This is a genomic window from Janthinobacterium aestuarii (genome assembly GCF_051380835.1).
Lineage (GTDB): Bacteria > Pseudomonadota > Gammaproteobacteria > Burkholderiales > Burkholderiaceae_D > Janthinobacterium > Janthinobacterium aestuarii.
In genome coordinates, this window is record NZ_JBNYXU010000003.1 from 566,353 (window position 1) to 582,632 (window position 16,280).

Annotated in this window: 20 protein-coding genes and 1 pseudogene; 7 read left to right on the forward strand and 14 right to left on the reverse strand. The window is 63.9% G+C overall.

The genetic code is table 11. The annotated features are described in order from the left end of the window. Positions 1 to 10 precede the first annotated feature (10 nt). From selD to ACQ4WO_RS12270, 9 genes are all read right to left on the reverse strand, one after another. The gene (gene selD, locus ACQ4WO_RS12230) at positions 11 to 1,075 is read right to left on the reverse strand and encodes a selenide, water dikinase SelD (RefSeq protein WP_436481662.1); all 1,065 of its coding nucleotides are present in this window, start codon (positions 1,073 to 1,075) and stop codon (positions 11 to 13) included. A 45-nt stretch (positions 1,076 to 1,120) separates the two neighbouring features. Further along, positions 1,121 to 2,212 (reverse strand): tRNA 2-selenouridine(34) synthase MnmH, encoded by a 1,092-nt coding sequence (mnmH, locus tag ACQ4WO_RS12235; RefSeq protein WP_436481663.1) that lies wholly within the window; start codon positions 2,210 to 2,212, stop codon positions 1,121 to 1,123. Positions 2,213 to 2,245: 33 nt separating this feature from the next. Continuing rightward, positions 2,246 to 3,106: a hypothetical protein gene (locus tag ACQ4WO_RS12240; protein WP_436481664.1), complete on the reverse strand. Its 861-nt coding sequence runs from the start codon at positions 3,104 to 3,106 to the stop codon at positions 2,246 to 2,248. A 5-nt stretch (positions 3,107 to 3,111) separates the two neighbouring features. Further along, a complete protein-coding gene (locus tag ACQ4WO_RS12245; protein ID WP_436481665.1) occupies positions 3,112 to 4,197 on the reverse strand; it encodes an HBL/NHE enterotoxin family protein in 1,086 nt (361 codons plus the stop codon). Between the two features lie 64 nt (positions 4,198 to 4,261). Further along, complete coding sequence (locus ACQ4WO_RS12250; protein ID WP_436481666.1) at positions 4,262 to 4,750, reverse strand: hypothetical protein; 489 nt, start codon at positions 4,748 to 4,750, stop codon at positions 4,262 to 4,264. Between the two features lie 86 nt (positions 4,751 to 4,836). Then, positions 4,837 to 5,175, reverse strand: coding sequence for a hypothetical protein (locus ACQ4WO_RS12255; RefSeq protein WP_436481667.1), 339 nt, complete (start codon positions 5,173 to 5,175; stop codon positions 4,837 to 4,839). A 36-nt stretch (positions 5,176 to 5,211) separates the two neighbouring features. After that, positions 5,212 to 5,367: a hypothetical protein gene (locus ACQ4WO_RS12260; protein ID WP_436481668.1), complete on the reverse strand. Its 156-nt coding sequence runs from the start codon at positions 5,365 to 5,367 to the stop codon at positions 5,212 to 5,214. Between the two features lie 94 nt (positions 5,368 to 5,461). Beyond that, complete coding sequence (locus ACQ4WO_RS12265; protein WP_436481669.1) at positions 5,462 to 6,151, reverse strand: LrgB family protein; 690 nt, start codon at positions 6,149 to 6,151, stop codon at positions 5,462 to 5,464. After that, the gene (locus ACQ4WO_RS12270; RefSeq protein ID WP_436481670.1) at positions 6,148 to 6,606 is read right to left on the reverse strand and encodes a CidA/LrgA family protein; all 459 of its coding nucleotides are present in this window, start codon (positions 6,604 to 6,606) and stop codon (positions 6,148 to 6,150) included. Before ACQ4WO_RS12270 ends, ACQ4WO_RS12265 begins: the two co-directional genes overlap by 4 nt. A 103-nt stretch (positions 6,607 to 6,709) precedes the next feature. On the opposite strand from ACQ4WO_RS12270, the gene ACQ4WO_RS12275 reads away from it, so the two are divergent. From ACQ4WO_RS12275 to ACQ4WO_RS12305, 7 genes are all read left to right on the forward strand, one after another. After that, positions 6,710 to 7,618 carry a LysR family transcriptional regulator gene (locus tag ACQ4WO_RS12275; RefSeq protein WP_436481672.1) on the forward strand — a complete coding sequence of 303 codons (909 nt, stop codon included), beginning with the start codon at positions 6,710 to 6,712 and terminating at the stop codon, positions 7,616 to 7,618. 25 nt (positions 7,619 to 7,643) lie between these two features. After that, the gene (locus tag ACQ4WO_RS12280) at positions 7,644 to 8,462 is read left to right on the forward strand and encodes a glutaminyl-peptide cyclotransferase (RefSeq protein WP_436481673.1); all 819 of its coding nucleotides are present in this window, start codon (positions 7,644 to 7,646) and stop codon (positions 8,460 to 8,462) included. A gap of 81 nt (positions 8,463 to 8,543) precedes the next feature. Continuing rightward, a complete protein-coding gene (locus ACQ4WO_RS12285; protein WP_436481674.1) occupies positions 8,544 to 9,398 on the forward strand; it encodes a hypothetical protein in 855 nt (284 codons plus the stop codon). Next, positions 9,395 to 10,042, forward strand: coding sequence for a hypothetical protein (locus ACQ4WO_RS12290; RefSeq protein ID WP_436481675.1), 648 nt, complete (start codon positions 9,395 to 9,397; stop codon positions 10,040 to 10,042). Before ACQ4WO_RS12285 ends, ACQ4WO_RS12290 begins: the two co-directional genes overlap by 4 nt. 270 nt (positions 10,043 to 10,312) lie before the next feature. Continuing rightward, positions 10,313 to 12,337 carry a ferritin-like domain-containing protein gene (locus ACQ4WO_RS12295; RefSeq protein WP_436481676.1) on the forward strand — a complete coding sequence of 675 codons (2,025 nt, stop codon included), beginning with the start codon at positions 10,313 to 10,315 and terminating at the stop codon, positions 12,335 to 12,337. Further along, positions 12,337 to 13,266 carry an MNIO family bufferin maturase gene (gene bufB / locus ACQ4WO_RS12300; RefSeq protein WP_436481677.1) on the forward strand — a complete coding sequence of 310 codons (930 nt, stop codon included), beginning with the start codon at positions 12,337 to 12,339 and terminating at the stop codon, positions 13,264 to 13,266. Before ACQ4WO_RS12295 ends, bufB begins: the two co-directional genes overlap by 1 nt. Further along, the gene (locus tag ACQ4WO_RS12305; protein WP_436481679.1) at positions 13,256 to 14,107 is read left to right on the forward strand and encodes an HvfC/BufC family peptide modification chaperone; all 852 of its coding nucleotides are present in this window, start codon (positions 13,256 to 13,258) and stop codon (positions 14,105 to 14,107) included. Before bufB ends, ACQ4WO_RS12305 begins: the two co-directional genes overlap by 11 nt. Positions 14,108 to 14,184: 77 nt before the next feature. Here the strand turns inward: ACQ4WO_RS12305 and ACQ4WO_RS12310 are convergent, their stop codons facing one another. From ACQ4WO_RS12310 to ACQ4WO_RS12330, 5 genes and pseudogenes are all read right to left on the reverse strand, one after another. Continuing rightward, positions 14,185 to 14,433 (reverse strand): DUF3297 family protein, encoded by a 249-nt coding sequence (locus tag ACQ4WO_RS12310; protein WP_010398340.1) that lies wholly within the window; start codon positions 14,431 to 14,433, stop codon positions 14,185 to 14,187. Positions 14,434 to 14,487: 54 nt separating this feature from the next. Further along, the gene (locus ACQ4WO_RS12315) at positions 14,488 to 15,294 is read right to left on the reverse strand and encodes an OBAP family protein (RefSeq protein WP_436481680.1); all 807 of its coding nucleotides are present in this window, start codon (positions 15,292 to 15,294) and stop codon (positions 14,488 to 14,490) included. Between the two features lie 33 nt (positions 15,295 to 15,327). Then, positions 15,328 to 15,651 carry a hypothetical protein gene (locus ACQ4WO_RS12320; RefSeq protein ID WP_436481681.1) on the reverse strand — a complete coding sequence of 108 codons (324 nt, stop codon included), beginning with the start codon at positions 15,649 to 15,651 and terminating at the stop codon, positions 15,328 to 15,330. 160 nt (positions 15,652 to 15,811) lie between these two features. Beyond that, positions 15,812 to 15,982 carry a hypothetical protein gene (locus tag ACQ4WO_RS12325; RefSeq protein ID WP_436481683.1) on the reverse strand — a complete coding sequence of 57 codons (171 nt, stop codon included), beginning with the start codon at positions 15,980 to 15,982 and terminating at the stop codon, positions 15,812 to 15,814. A gap of 24 nt (positions 15,983 to 16,006) precedes the next feature. Continuing rightward, positions 16,007 to 16,280, reverse strand: a pseudogene (locus tag ACQ4WO_RS12330) (IS1595 family transposase); the annotation flags it as partial.

Genomic DNA, 16,280 nt, shown 5'->3' on the forward strand with positions numbered 1-16,280 from the left:
AATTTGTTCGTTAGATGACGGAAACCCCGGTCGTGCCTTCCAGCACGTCGCCAATCACCGTGGCGTCGGCAAAACCTTCTGCGCGGAAAATCGCCAGCACTTGCTCGACGGCTTCCGGCGCGCAGGCCACCAGCAGGGGGCCGGCCGTTTGCGGGTCCGTCAAAATCGCCTTGTCGATGGCGCTCAGCTTGTCGGCCAGCGCCACTTGCGCGCCATATCCCTGCCAGTTGCGGCCGGAGGCGCCCGTGATGTTGCCGTTTTGCGCCAGTTGCTGCACTTGCGGCAGCAGCGGCACGGCATCCATGGCGATACGCGCCTGCAACTTCGCGCCGCGCGCCAGTTCCAGCGCGTGGCCCAGCAAGCCGAAACCGGTCACATCCGTCAGCGCATGCACGCCATCGAGCAGGGCCAGTTTCTTGCCCGGGGTATTCAATTTGGTGGTGTTGTCGATCAGGGAAGCGTAACCGCCCGCATCGAGTGCATTCTTCTTCAGCGCGGCCGACAAGATGCCCACGCCGATCGGCTTGCCCAACACCAGTTTGTCGCCGGCGCGCGCGCCCGCATTGCGTTTCACCTGCGAAGGGTGGACCAGGCCCAGCACGACGAGGCCATAGATCGGCTCGATGGAATCGATGGTGTGGCCGCCCGCGATGGGGATGCCGGCCTGGGCGCAGATGGTTTCGCCGCCTTTCAAGATGAGGCCGATGGTTTCCACGGGCAGCTTGTTGATCGGCATGCCGACCAGGGCCAGCGCCATGATGGGCGTGCCGCCCATGGCGTACACGTCGGAAATGGCGTTCGTGGCGGCGATGCGGCCGAAGTCGAACGGATCGTCGACGATGGGCATGAAGAAATCCGTCGTGGCGATCAGCGCCTGCTCGTCGTTGAGCTGGTAGACGGCCGCGTCATCCGAGGTTTCTATGCCGACCAGCAATTCCTTTGGCAGGGGAAAGCCGCCGCTGCCTTTTAAAATGTCGGCCAGCACGCCCGGCGCAATTTTGCAGCCGCAGCCGCCGCCATGGGCAAATTCGGTCAATCGGATCGGTGTATTGGCTGTTGCTGCGCTATCGGACATGGTCTTCATCCTGCTGAAATAGGTAATTGGGTGGCAAGCCAGGCATCACGCGGCGCTGGCGGTCCGGTTGTCGCCGACGATAGCACATAATGCACGCGCGGCTTGCTCAAAGGCATGTTCTGAAATATCGGGCAGCACCAGCGGCGTCGCCTGGGCGTAGCGGCTGAAGTTGCGGGCGATCGATTGCCGGTAGACGGGGTCGTAATGCTGGACCAGCAATTCTTCCACCAGCTCGGCCATGCGGCCCGATGTGGCCAGCTGCTGCCAGTGGGCAATTTTCTCCTTGCCATGCAACTGCGTCAGCAGGGCCAGCTGCACGTTCAGGCGGGCCGGGTCGCCGACGAAATGTTCATAGTCTTGCATCAGCAATTGCACGCGCTGGTCCGTGGCCAGGCGCACGTCCGTGCAATCGGCCGCGCGCATCTTGTCCATCAGCGCATCGGGCACGCGCAAGCGGCCCACTTTCTTGCTTTCCGATTCGATGAACACGGGCTGCTGCGGGTCGAAAATGCGCAGTTGCTGCCACAGCGCGCTTTCAAACGCTTTTTGCGATGGCTGGTTTTCCTCGGGCAAGCCGCCCAGCACGGAACCGCGGTGGGCCGCCAATTGCTCCAGGTCGATCACTTGCGCGCCTTGTCTATCCAGTACTTGCAGCAAGCGGCTCTTGCCGCTGCCCGTGGGGCCGCACAGCACGTTGATGAAGTCGAAGCGCTCGGGCAGGGTGGCCAGCTCGGCGTTCACGTGGCGGCGGTAATCCTTGTAGCCGCCTTCGAGTTGCGTGACGGGCCAGCCGATGCGTGCGAGGATATGCGCCATGGCGCCGCTGCGGTTGCCGCCGCGCCAGCAGTAGATGAGCGGTTTCCAGTGCTGCGGGTGGCCGAGAAAACCGTCTTCGATATGCCGCGCGATATTCTTCGCCACCAGCGCCGCGCCCAGCTTCTTCGCTTCGAAGGCGTTCGTCTGTTTATATAAGGTGCCCACGCGTACGCGCTGTTCGTCGTCGAGCACGGGCAGGTTGACGGCGCCCGGCAAGTGGTCTTCCGCGAATTCGGACGGGCTGCGCACATCGATGATGGCATCGAACTCGCTCAAGCGGGGCAGGATATCGCTGAAAGGCTGAACTGCGGGGTATTTCATCGTGGCGCGGGTGCTGGCAAGGGGAAAGACGTATTATCCCCGATAAACGCCCGTGCCGTCAGTCCCTGCAGGCAACGGGTGCCAGGCGGTGCAAGCCGCATCCGTGCCCAGGGTGGCCAGTTCCGTGCTGGCGGCCGTCGCCATCAGGGCAATGACGACAGCGGCATCGCCCGCGTCCAGGTCGCCGCTGACTTCGAGCAAGTCGCTGACGAGAAAATTGACGGCGTTGCGCACGCCTGAAATGCTGGCGGCGAGACCCTGGCAATCCGTGCCCAGCTGCTGGCACGCCGTCTTCATGCCATTGAAGGCGCCGATCTGGCCGTTCAAGCCGCCGATCTGGCCTTGCAGGTCGCTGACATCGGACTTCCATTTCAAGTACAGGCCCAGGGCCACGGCCAGGCCGACGAGGCCGAACGGACCCAGCGCCAGCAGATAGTAATAGCGCTTCTGCGCCGCATCGAGTTCGCTTTGCGCGTCGCCCAGTTGCCCCTGCAAGGCCGTGACCTGGCTTTGCAAGCCCGCTTCGACACCGGTAAGCTGGTTGAAATAGCCCATCAATTGCGCCGTTTGCGCCGTCAGCGTGCCGGCCGTGCCGTTGGCCGTGCCTTGTAGCTGCTGTGCCTGCTGCTGCAGGGCCGACATCGCCGCCTTGATATCGGGCAGCGGCGCTTGCGCCGACAGCATGCTTTGTACTTGCGCAAGCTGTGGCGTTGCCGTCTGGACGAAGGCGGCAACATCGTGTTGCAGCGCGCGCGTCTGCGTCACCATGGGCTGGATCAAGGCGTTGCAGCCGGCCTGGATCTGCTGGGCGGCTGGCGGCAAGCCACCGAGGACCGCGATCTGCTGCTGCGCGGCCAGCAGGTTGGCGAGGGTTTGCGTCAGCAGGCTGGCCATGGCGCTCACGCCGCCGCGGCAACGGCCGCTTCGCCCACCGTCTGGCCCTTGGGCGCGACGATGCTGGTGACGCCCGTCATCTGGCCCTTGATGGTGGTGATGTCTGTAGTGACGGCCTGCATTTCCGTGTTGGCGGCCGTCAGGAACAGGGTGCGGATGGTGTCCGTGTCTTGTATGCCTTGCTGCAGGTCGCTGATCAGGCTGCCGAGGTCGCTGCTGAGAAATTCCCACGCGTTTTCCATCTGGGTAGCCGATTGCACGGCTGCCTGCACCTGGTTCGACAGGCTGGCATAGCCGCTGCTGATGCCGGTGGCCAGCTTGACTTCGGCCGTCAGCGACGCTTCCTGTCCCAGCAGGGTTGCCTTTTCATCGTTGAGGTTTTTCAAGGTGATGGCCGACGCCACTTCGCCGCCTATGCCGGCGGCCACGACGGCAACACCGGCCACCACGAGCGGCGTCGACGTGCCTGCCGTGACGAAATCGGCCACGCCGCCGACGACGACCATGAAGGTGCCGCCCACGATGGCCAGCCCGCTCAGCACGGTGCCGGCAATGGCGCCGTCGATCTGCCCCTGGATGGTACTGAGCTGGCTGTTGATGGAATTGAGCACGCCATTGTCGCCATTCACGGCCGCGTTCAAGTCGCTGACGGTGGCGGAAAACGAGGCGGAATCCGTGGTCAGGTTGTCGTGCAAGGTCTGCAGGGCGCTGACGACGCCATTCGCGGCCGTCTGGTATTGCTGGGATTGCTGTTGCAGCGCCGTCAGGGTGGCGATCCATTGCGCCTCGGTCGAGCCGGTTGGCAAGGCCGTCAGCACGGCATTGTTGAGCGCGTAGTAATTGCCGATATTGGCGATATTGGCAATGATCGCGGGCTGGATGACATTCAGGTAGGCCGTGGCGTGGGTTTGCGCCTGGCTCAGGCCATCGTTGATTTGCGACTGGTATTTCAGCAAATTGGCGTCACCCGAAAAATCCACGCTGGGCTGCTCGTTGATGCTGTTGGCGTAGGTTTGTATCAGCAACGCTTGTGAACACTGCGATTTGTTGGCGGTGCTGATGCCTTGTGCTGCCTGGTTTTGATTCGACATGCGCGGCTCCTGGTCGGATGGTTCATTGTGTGGGCGGTCGGATAAACAAGCGGTGGCGCGCCGTTCAGGAAGCGCCTGTCATGGCTTGCTCCAGCGGCGCCAAGCTGGCGGGCAGCAACTGCCACGCCGTGTTGGCGTAGTCGAGCTGCCCGCCCAGCGTTTCGGCGTCGGCGCTGCTGGCTATGCCGGCGACGGCATCGGCAAAGGCGGCCAGACCGGCGCTGACGCCCGTCGCTGGCGGTGCTTGCGGCGACTGGCCCCAGTCCTCGGCCAGCACCTGGGCCGTATCGAGTGCGTTGTGAAAGGCGCTGCTGAACTGGCTGTTCTGTACTTGCACCACCTTGGCCACGGCCGCCAGCGCATTGGCGCCGGCCAGCTGCTGATAGGCGCTGGCCAGCAGCGCATTGTTGGCGTTCAGGGCCGCGCGGGCCTGGGCCGTTTCGGCCACGCCCTGTTCCGCCGCATCGATGCCTTGCACCACGAAGTCGCCCGATGGCGCGGCATCGCCGCTGTCAGCCTTGGCATCGCCCTGGGCATCGCTGATGGTGGTCATGGTCTTGACGATCAATTCCGTGACGGCAGCGCCCGTCTTGTTGGCGCCGGCGACGATATCGGCGATATTCGTGTTGATGGCGGCCTTCAGCTGGTCGATGCTGGCCGATGATGCGCTGGCAGCGGCGCCCAGGGCGGCGATGGTGCTGACAGCGCCGTGTTGAAGCCCGCGTTGAGCGGCGCCAGTTCGCCGGCGATGACGCGCATGTCACCCGTCAGCGCCTGGGCCTGCTGGTTGATGTGTCCCGATTGCGCCGCCAGCTGCTGGAAAACCTGCGCGAGGTCGGCCCGCGTGGCGCCATCCTGCGCCGCTTGCGCCAGCCGCGGCCGTTGCAGCTGGTAGGCGGCGTTCCATAGTGCGGCAAAGGCCGTCGCCCGGCTCAGCAAACCGATGTAGGCGGGCAGGATGCGGTCGCCGGTGGTCATCGCCCGGCTCTTCATTTGCGACTGGAACCGGCTGACCTAGTAGGCCAGGCCGGCATCGACTTGCGCGTCAAGGTCGAGATTGGCCTGCTGCTCCAGCAGATTGGCGGCCGTCTGTGTAAACAGGAACTGGTCGCTGGCGGAAAAATAGTCGACTTGCAGGGCCTGCGACCCTGGATTGGATGTGCTTGCCATAGGGTTTCCGGCAGGGTGAGCGAACGGGACTCCGCACACTATCGCCCAACCCGCACTTGCCGCTTTGAGCTGGCGCAATCGCGCCGAGGGAACCCTAGCCCAATAATCTGCCCAGCAGCGGCGCCAGCAGCACCGTCACGACGCCCGAGAAAATCATCGTCAGGCTGGCCACGGCGCCTTCTTCCGTGCCCACCCGGCGCGCCACGGACAGGCCAAAGCCGTGCGCGGCGGCGCCATACGGGGCGCCACGGGCGATGCGCATGCGCAAGGGCAGCAGTTTCAGCAGCGGTTTGCCCAGCATCAGGCCGAACAGGCCCGTCATGACGACGAAGATGCCCGTCAGCTGTGCCGAGCCGCCCATGTGGCGCGACGCTTCCAGCGCGAACGGCGTCGAGACAGATCTGGCCAGCAGGCTGCGCGCCATGTCGCCATGCACGCCCAGGACCCGGTCCAGCAGCAAGGTGGCGGCGACCGATGCGACGATGCCGGCGCAGCTGCCCAGCGACAGGGCCAGCCAGTGCTTGCGGATCAGCTTGCGCTCCTGGAAGATAGGTAGCGCAAAGGCGATGGTGGCCGGTCCCAGCAGCCACGGCAGCCAGCGCGTCTCGCCGAAATACGTGGCGAACGGCGTCGAGGTTGCCTGCACGATGATGATCAGTAACGCCGAGGTGCAGATGGCGGGTGTGAGCAAAAAATACGGATGGCGGCGATGCAGCGCCTGGTTGGCGTAGAACAGCACCAGGGTCAGCAGCAAGAACAGCAGGGGCAGGAGCACGGTATTCATGCTTGCGCCCGGGTTATGCGCTGGCGCAGCAGTTTTTTCAGGCGCAAGCTGCGTTCATGGCGGCACACCCATTCCACGGTGAAGGCCGTGGCCAGCATCACACTGGCAAAGCCCAGGCCGATATTCACGAACAGCATCACACCCTGTGACTTCAACAGCTGCGTAAATTGCACCATGGACACGACCAGCGGGATAAAGAACAGCAGCATATTGGCCAGCAGCCAGTTCGCGCCCAGTTCGATGGCGGCAGGCCGCACCCAGCCTGCCAGCAGCAAGGCGACGAGCACGAACAGGCCCACGACGCCGCCGGAAAATGGCAGGTGCAGGGCGGAGGCGGCCTCGTCGGCCAGCCACCAGGCGGCGATCAAGATGCCCACTTGCCACACGGTCTGCGCGGGCTGGCGCCAGGCAGGGATGGAGAGTGGGGCGGTGCTGGAATAAGGGACGGCTTTCACGGCAGGCTTTCAAGCGGCAGGGGAAAGGTTTCATTGTAGGGATCCCGCATCAAAAGATAAAATGACTTAAACTCATGATTATCATTCGAATTTGGAATGCATCATGGATATCCGCTCCCTGCGCTACTTCGTCGAAGTGGTCGAGCAAAACAGTTTTACGCGCGCGGCCGCCAAGCTGCACGTGACGCAACCCACCGTCAGCAAGATGATCGCCCAGCTGGAACAGTCGCTGGACCTGACCTTGCTGGACCGCGCGGGCAAGCGTTTTACCCTGACGGACGCGGGCAAGGTGGTGCTGTCGCGCGCGCATGAATTGCTGGCCCTGCACGCGGAACTGAAGGTGGAATTGCGCGACTTGCAACATCTGGAACGGGGGGAACTGAGAGTCGGCGTGTCACCGCAAACGCACTCGACCCTGGCGCCGTGGCTGGCCGAATACCACCAGCGCTATCCCGGTATCGAGCTGAAGATGTATGAAAGCGGCACGCAAGCGATCGAGCGCGACTTGCGCACCGGCACGGTGGAGCTGGGCACCATGCTCGATTACCCGGGCAATGCGGCCACCTGGCAGGATTTCGAAGCCTTGCCCCTCGTGCGCTCGCCGCTGTGCCTGCTGGCCGCGCCCGGCTCGCCGTGGCAGGGACGCGATAACGTGGCCCTGGCCGAGCTGGCCGACAGTCCCTTCATTTTCTACGGCGCCGCGTTTGCCCTGAACGACATCGTGCTCGATGCCTGCCAGCGGGCCGGTTTCGCCCCGCGCATCACGGGCCGCAGCGGGCAGTGGGATTTCATTGCCTCGCTGGTCAGGCTGGGCGTGGGCATCTGCCTGCTGCCGAAGATGTATTGCGATACCCTGGATCAAACGCAATTTACAGTCATTCCCCTCGATGGCCCGCCCGTGGAGTGGAATCTGATGCTCGCCTGGCGCCGCGGAGGGCGGCTGTCGTTTGCCGCCCGCGCCTGGCTCGAGCTCGTCAGGGCGCGCATGGCGCAGCCCGGGCGATTACAATAGCCGCTCGCCAACCACCGCCAAGCATATGAAGAACACAGGTAAAACCAGACTGAAACGCACGGCAGGCTCGCTGCTGCTGGGATTGTTATGCACGGTGGGTCTGATGAGTGAAATGGGCTATGCCCAGGCCGCCATTCCCGTGTATGGCTATTTCGTCAAGAATACCTATCCGCACGACCCTCAGGCATTTACCCAGGGCTTGCTGTTCAAGGATGGTCATCTGTATGAAAGCACGGGCCAGAACGGCCAGTCTTCGCTGCGCAAGGTGGAATTGACGACGGGCAAGGTCCTGCAGAAAAGCATGCTCGACAAAAAAGTGTTCGGCGAAGGCATCACGGACGTGGGCGATGAAATCCTGGGCCTGACCTGGGTGTCGAAGACCGGTTATGTCTTCGACCAGAAAACCTTCAAGCTCAAGCGCACCTTCAGCTACCAGGGCGAAGGCTGGGGCCTGGCCAGCGATGGCAAATTCGTCTACATGAGCGACGGCAGTTCCGCCATCCGCGTGCTCAATCCGAAAACCCTGGCCGAGGTGCGCCGCTTCGAGGTGAAGGCCGAGGGCCGACCCATCGAGCGCCTGAACGAACTGGAAATGGTCGATGGCGAGCTGTACGCCAATGTGTGGGGCGCGGACGTGATCGCCCGCATCGATCCGGCCAGCGGCGAGGTTGTCGGCTGGATCGACCTGACGGGCTTGCTGCCGCCGGAACAGCGGGGCACGGCCAATCCCGATGCCGTGCTCAACGGCATCGCCTGGGATGCACGGGGCAAGCGCTTGTTTGTCACGGGCAAACTGTGGCCGAAACTGTTCGAGATCGAGCTGATCGAAATCCAGCGCCGTTGATGTTTTCAATTGGGCAGTGTTGCTGACGAGGAATCGTTTAGAATTCTGATTCTTCGCCCAGTGCGACCTACACAGGATGCCATGCTGTCCCTCTCTTTATGCCGCCTGGCGGCCACCGCCAGCCTGCTTGCCGCCGTCTGGCCCGCCGCACAGGCGCAGACGCCCAACATGCCGGTGGTCAGGCAATACGGCGATTTTGCCGTCACGAATGGCCGTTACGACGCTCTCGTCACCTTGTCTTTCCGCCGGCACGGCTACTGGCCCGGCGGCGCGCGCGAAGTGGTGGAAGTGCGGCCCATCAAGGCCACGCGCGAAGGCCAGCCCATGCTGCTGGCCTTTACCAAGGGCTATACGGGCCAGGGCACGATACTGATCGGCGTGCAGAATGGCGAACCGCTGATGCGCCCCATCAGTCCATTGCAGCGCGACAACATGGTGCGCACGGAACGCGATCCCGAATGGGGCGTGCCGCAGCCTGGCCGTCCCGAGATGCTGCTGTTTCCCCGCGACGGCCGCGCGCTCGATACGGGCACGGGCGAACTGCTGTGGTTTGACGTGCCGGGCAACGTCAGCGGCGACTATCCGCGTGCCATGCTGGTTTCCGTCTCGCCCGATGGGCGGCGCGGCGCCTATCTGACGAATGCGCTGACGAAGGTGGGCATCATCGTCGCCACGCGCGACGACGGCGTCGCCGGCGTGCTGGCCTTGCCGCCCGATACCTATCAACGGTGGCTCAAACCCTTGTCGGAGGCCGCTTCCGCGCAGGCGGGCGCCGCCATCAAGGCGGGCCAGGGCCGCACGGATTCGATCCGCATCCGGCGCGAACTGGAGCTGGCCTGGTTCGGCCAGCAATTTCAATGGAAACAAGGCAAGAACGGCTTGCAAGTGACGGGGCTGGGCCTCATTTCCGCGCCGCCGGAAGGGAAACAGCCATGACAATATCCAAACTGATCGCCGGCTGCTTCGCCGCCTCCTTGCTGGCCGGCTGCGTGCACGGAGAAATGTTCCCCAAGGATTATCTGGCGCAAGATATCGACAAGCAGCAAGCCTTGCTGGAACTGGACGTGGTCTTCGGCAAAGAGCCTGATGACAAGCTGACGTCGCGCGTGACGGCCCGCAATACCGTCGAGTACACGGGCGCGCCGCATATCGTCGTGCCGTTTTACCAGAAGGGACTCGGCTTCGACCAGGGGTTTGCCGGCACCTATATCTTTGGCATCGTGTATCCCGTTGCCAAGGTCGAGACGGCCACCGCGAGCAGCCGCGTCTTTGGCCAAAAACTGGATGGACAGCAGCCGGGCAACCCGCGCTACCGCTTCCGCGTGCCTGGCAAGGCGCAGTGGAACAGCAATGAAACCTTCATGCTGAGCTTTGAGCGCAAGGGCCGCCGCGAAGAAATCACTTTCCGCTTCAGCAACGAGCAAAGCTGCTCATCCGCCTTCCTGGCCACCACGCCACTATATGGTTTTCCCATCAAGGTCGTCGCCACATTCAAGGACAACAAAGGTTGTCTGAAAGTATGCGACAGCCGCGAGCAGTGGCCCGGCTTTTGCGCCTTCCAGCCGCCGCCGGCCGCCTGACTATCACCATGAAAGTGACGCGCCGGCGCCTGCCGGTGCGGCGCTTATACACGCACAGCTTTTGCCGATTCTATTCAATTGTCATCGAATGGCAGCTGAAAACGCCTATTTTCACGGTGTAAGGCGGTCTGTATTGACCCTTGATCAGCGCATAAATCTTGCCGCAAAAGTATCTTTCCCAGGCGTATGATTTCTTTGCCGTGAACAGCGCACGCAGATGGCGTGGCCCGGCCCGATATCCGAAACGCATCCAGCCTGTGGAGAGACAGAATGAAAATGCCCGTTTTAGGAAGCACCCAGCCCGCCATCGGCAACCGTCCGCTCGACATGCTGGCCACCGACACGGCGGCCGTGCGCGCCATCGCCCAGGCGGCCGTCAGCGTGGAGCTGTTCACCATTCCCCTGTACATGGCGACCATGTATTCGATCCAGGGCACGCACCAGATCAACTCGAAAGGCATCACGTATTACGAAGGCCGCCAGTGGCCGGGCATGGGCACCACGGCCCGCCCCGAACTGGCCGAGCAGAAAGCCTTCAATATCATCTTCAGCGTCTTCATCCAGGAAATGCTGCACCTGCAGATGGCGGCCAACCTGGCCACGGCCATCGGCACGGCGCCATGCTTCACGGGGTCGGAGCTGCAATCGCAGGACCATGGCTGGACCTGCTACGGCGAGCACTGCACGGTGATCCCGCACATCGTTGATTTGCAGGACACGTCCGGCTACCGCCACGTGCGCGTCAACCTGGAAGAACTGAACGACAACCAGTGCGACCTGTTCCTCGCCATCGAGCAGCCGGAACAGCAGGCCCGTGCCCAGCTGGCCGAGTTCGATAGCCAGGATCACACGAAATACTTCCCGGAAGTGCCGCTGCCGGGTTGGACGCCGGGCAAGCACGTGCACGATCTGCCCCTGTTCGGCACCATCGGCTACATGTACGAATGCTATGCGCGCTACATCAGCATCGAATACACGGATGGCCAGACCCTGTGGCAAAAACTGTTCGTCAACGGCTCGGTGCAGCAAGACATGTTCAACAGCCGTGTCCAGGGCCATGCGCGGGCGGAATTTCCCCGCTTCGACACCTGCTTCGGCCCGCAAGACCAGGATGGTGGCCAGACGGGCTCGTTCAACAAGGCCATCGACATGATGGCGGCCATCACGGACCAGGGTGAGGGCAGCGAAGCGGCCATCCAGCGCTACCGCCGCGACGCGGCGCAGCGGCTGATGGCCGTGCAGCCCGATTACCGCGAAGACCTGGCCGCCTTGCAGTGCGATTACCCGTCCTACACGAACAATGGCAAGGAGGCCGAATCGCGCGACGCCCAAGCGCGCCACGACAGCGCCCCGTTCGACCATTACGAGCGCTTCGGCCAGGTCAAGTCCATGCTGCCCGTGAAGACCTGGGCCGGCTGGCACAGGGAAGGCCAGCGCTGGAGCGAGGCCATGCTGACCAACGAGCGCTATAACCCGGCCACTGCACCAAAGAACATCCCCGCGCCGGCCGCCGTGGCGGGCGCGCTGAACCGCCTGAAGGATACCAGCGGCACCTTGGGAATGCTGAGCACGGTGGCCACGGGCGCCATCTATGGCATCACTTCCGTGCTGGACCAGTACTGGATGAACCAGAAGCTGGACTTCCCGTATCCGTCGATGGTGGGCGCGGGCGACCGCATGGCCATCTGCTGGGCCGTGCTGGGCCAGGCGCCGAACCTGGCGACGGGCGTGCCGCTGGCCGACAAGAGCGTGCTGTACCACGCCTGCCAGGGCATGCACCTCGGGGGCGAAGCATCGTCCACCTGCGCCGCGCTGGCCGTCTACCACACGTGCCGCGGCTCGAACGGCTGCCACGCCCAGGGCGGCTGCGGCTTTGCCCAGGCCGACACGGGCGGATCGTCCTGCGGCCACTCGGTCAAGGCCGCCGCAGCGCCGGGCTCGCCATGTTACGTGCCGCCACCCCCGCCTGCGGACGATAAAGTCTACAGCGCGCCCAGCGACAACAAATGCGCGAGCTTCGGCGGCTGCGCCGTGCCGATTTCGGCCTCGCAGCTGTATCCGAACACCACGGGCAAGGAACCGCCCGAGCCCGCCACCATGACCCTGTACGATTTCGGCCCCGCACCCGGGCACCGCAGCAAGCCGCTGGGCCAGACGATGAGCTTTACGCTGGGCGACAATGTCTATGACAAGGCCTGGGAAGCCTACGGCAAGGTGATGGCGGCGCGCGGCACGCCGGTGGGAGCGCCGCCGGCGCCCACCGACCTGCGCCTGGCCTTGCCGCCGTCGACCTGATGCGGGGCATCCTGCACGAGGCGCGGCCGCGCCTGGGCCTGCCGAACCTGGGCCTGGGCGTGGGGCTGCGCCCGCCGCATTATGAACACATCCTGCGCCACGGGCCGCAGGTGGACTGGTTCGAGATCATCAGCGAGAATTTCATCGACAACCACGGCTATGCGCGCCATGTGCTCGAGCAGGCGGCGGCGCAAGTGCCCATCGTCATGCATGGCGTGTCGCTGTCGATCGGCAGCAGCGATCCCCTGAGCCTGGCCTACCTGCGCAAGCTGCGCCAGCTGGCCGCCGAGATCCGGCCCGCATGGATTTCCGACCACCTGTGCTGGACGGGCGCCGCCTCGCTCAACAGCCACGACCTGCTGCCGCTGCCGCTGGACGAGGCCAGCTTGCGCCACGTGGGCGCGCGCGTGCGGCAGGTGCAGGAATTCCTCGGCCGTCCCCTGATCCTGGAAAACCCCAGCACCTACGTGGAGTTTGCCCAGTCCAGCATGCCGGAATGGGAATTCCTGGGACGGCTGGCCGAGGACACCGGCTGCGGGCTATTGCTCGACGTTAATAATGTCCACGTCAGTGCGCATAACCACGGCTATGACGCGGCTGCCTATATCCGCCAGTTGCCGCACGACCACATCGTGCAGATCCATCTGGCCGGGCCGACCGTCTGCGGCGCGATGCTGATCGATACCCACGATGCGCCCGTACCGGCCGCCGTCTGGCGCCTGTACGCGCTGGCGCAGCAGCTGACGGGCGGCGTGTCGGCCCTGCTGGAATGGGATGCGGAGATTCCCCCGTATCCGCAACTGCTGGCCGAACTGGACAAGGCGCGCGCGGCGGTGCGGGGCGAATTCGCGGAGGCCGCACCAGCCAAGGTTGCCGCCGCCGTCTCCACGCCGCCGGGCTTTCACCTGGAGGCCGCCCATGCGCCGTAACGGCCTGCCGCTGGCGCAATTGCAGGCGTGGTTCCTGACGGCCATGACGGCGCCCGGCGGCGCCGTGCACGGCGCGCAGCTGGCCAGCGAGCGCTACGGCCTGACGCAGGAGCAAGTGCTGAAACGGACGCGGGGTGGACCTGCGCCGCTGCACATCCATGCGGACGGCTACGTGCAGCGCCTGCTCGAATGCCTGCAGGCCGACTATCCCGTCTTGCGCAAGGTGATGGGCGACGAGCTGTTCGCGTTCTTTGCCCGCGCCTATGTGTGGCGCCACCCGTCCGCTTCTCCCACCTTGTATGACCTGGGCGGCGGCTTCGCGGACTTTCTCGCCGCCAGCCAGCGCGGCGCCGGGGCACAGGGAGACGCCTTGCGCTTTGCCGTCGAACTGGCGCAGCTGGAGCGGGCGCGCAGCGAGGCGGGCAGGGCGCCGGGGCTGGAAAAGCTGGCGCTCCCCCTGTTGCCTTCCGGCCTCGACTTGATGTTGGGAATGGCACCGGCCTGGCGTCTGGCGCCGTGCACGCGGCTGCTGGCTCTGTCGTTCCCCCTGTGTGCCTACTGGCAGCAGGCGCAAGCCGCGCCCGACGACGCCGTGCCGGCCCAGCCGGATGCCAGTCCTGCCTTTGTCGCCATTTCGCGCCTGCATTACCGGCTTGCCATGCAGGAGTTGCAGCCATGGCAGTTTTACTGCCTGCAGGCGCTGGCCTGCCGCGCGCCGCTGCCGCAATGCGCGCGGCAGGCGGCGCAGTCCAGTGGCAGGGCGCCGGACGAAGTGCTGGCCGACGCCATGCTGTGGCTGCCCATGGCGGCTGCGGCGGGGCTGGTTACCAGCGAAGCGTGAGTGGAAAGTGGCGGACGCAAAAAAGGCCGATGAAAATCGGCCTCGATGACAACTGCAGGAACAACTGCAGGTGTTGCTTAGCGGTAAAACGCTTCGACTTTGCCCTTGAGCTTGATCTGCAGCGGACGGCCGCGGCGGTCGAGCGACTTGGTGGAAGCGACCTTGATCCAGCGTTCGCTGATGCAATATTCTTCCACGTCAAGACGTTCCTTGTCGTTGAAGCGGATGCCGACGTCGTTCTCGAACACGGCTGCAACGTGATAAGGGCTGCTAGGGTCGATCGACAGGCGATCGGGCAATGGGGGTAAGGTGGTGGTATCGTTCATGGCCGTCATTATCGCCCAGAATGCGGTTCCAGACAACGGCCTTTCGCGTGCCGGCTATCTGGCCGGACGCGAAACGGCGGGTTCGGCCGTGTGCGTGGAGGGTGACGGTGGTAATGAGGAACCGTGCTGCGTTCCGGTCGGGTCGGCCAGCTGGATGGTCGTGCCGTGCTGCCAGGCATCGGCCCCGTCTATGATGGCTGGCGCGGCGATATCGGCCCGCTGGCGGCGTTTTTCGGCCAAATCGATGCGGAAACGGCGGTCGCGCGCGGCAACCATGGCGGCGTCAGCCTGGCCATCGGCCGTAAAACCCATCATTAGTTGCGGCACGCCCAGGGGCAAGGTCTTGTGTCCATCCGTGTGCCAGGTATGCCAGGTCTTGCCATACGTGGTGACGAGTTTTTGCATCAAGGCCTTCTCGGCCACGGCGGGAATGCCGGGAGCGATCAGCTGGCCTGATTTGACTTCATGCACATGGCTGTGCCACAGCGTTTTTTCCGCCCCGGGCAAACCTTCGTACAGCCTGGCACTGACGATGTATTCGACGCCCATCAGCTTGGCATCCTTGACATTGCCATCGTAGATCACGCACTGGATCAGCTCTTCATTGACGATGGCGCAATAATGGTGCGCTTCCATCTGGCCGCGCAGATTGCCATTATAGAAATGAAAACCGTCAAGATAGGCGTTCAGCGCCGCAATCGGCGGCCGGGCTTGCAATGCGTCGGCAGCCGCGTCCAGCACGCGCGTGGAGACCCCGGCCGGTGCGCCCGGAGCCTCCACGTTTGATGCCGTATTCCTGGCGCCGCAGGCGGCAAGGCCGATGCCCAGCCCGGCGCACAGCATGGCCGTCAGTGCTTTCATATCAAAAAGGCGCCTCGGGCCATGCCACCGGGATCAGGATTTGTCGTCATTCTTGTGGCTTTGACGTCCCGCTTCCACGTGCTGCTCATGCGTGCCGCCGCGCGTGCCGGTGCCGGAACCCGATTGCTGGCCCGACTGTTGGCCCGATTGCTGCGAGCCCGATTGCTTGTCGCCGTCATTCTTGTGGCTTTGGCGGCCTGCCTCGACATGCTGCTCGTGCGTGCCGCCCTGGGTGCCGCCCGACGATTGGCGGGTGCCGGACTGTTTGTCCGACTGCTGGCTGCCCGATTGGCCCGATTGGCCCGATTGCTGTTTGTCCGATTGGCTGCCCGATTTGTCATTGCTGTTCGAAGTCATGGTCGTGTCCCCTATGGTTGATTTGCGTAATCATCCGGTTCAACATTGGCTGCACCGTTGAGACCATTCTCGCTGCCTGCGTCGGGCTTAGCCATAGGGACACGACTTGTCGCTCCGTAGGAAAACTCCGGGGTAGCAGACAACTATTTCTAGATTGCTACTACAGATGCCGCGTTTCCTGCGGCGGCGCATCCCACTCGTCATGCCGGCCATCGACAAAGGTGACAGGCACTTGCGCCAGCTCGGCCGCCGAGGCGTCATCGAGGCAGTTGACGCCGATGCCGACGAACGGGCCGATGCGGGGAGAATCGCCGCAGCCGAACGGGCGCACGCCGCAATGGCGGCAAAAATAAGGCTATGTCACCATTAGATGTGGGAAGGCGCCCAGCGTTGCCTTCAATAACGTTTCAGGGGAGCGAATGCGCCTGGCGTCGAGTATCCAGCGCCATCCCAGGTAGTTCGACAGATAGCGCGTCGCCACGCCGTGAAACGGCCCCAGCCATTGACGCAAACGGCTGTGATAAGCGTTGACGTTCTGCACGTGGGCGGCGCCCTGCACGCGAATGCCGGCGCGCAGGTTGACGGCCACGTGGCTAATACCCGCTTCCCTGGCGAAGGCCCGGTAGGTG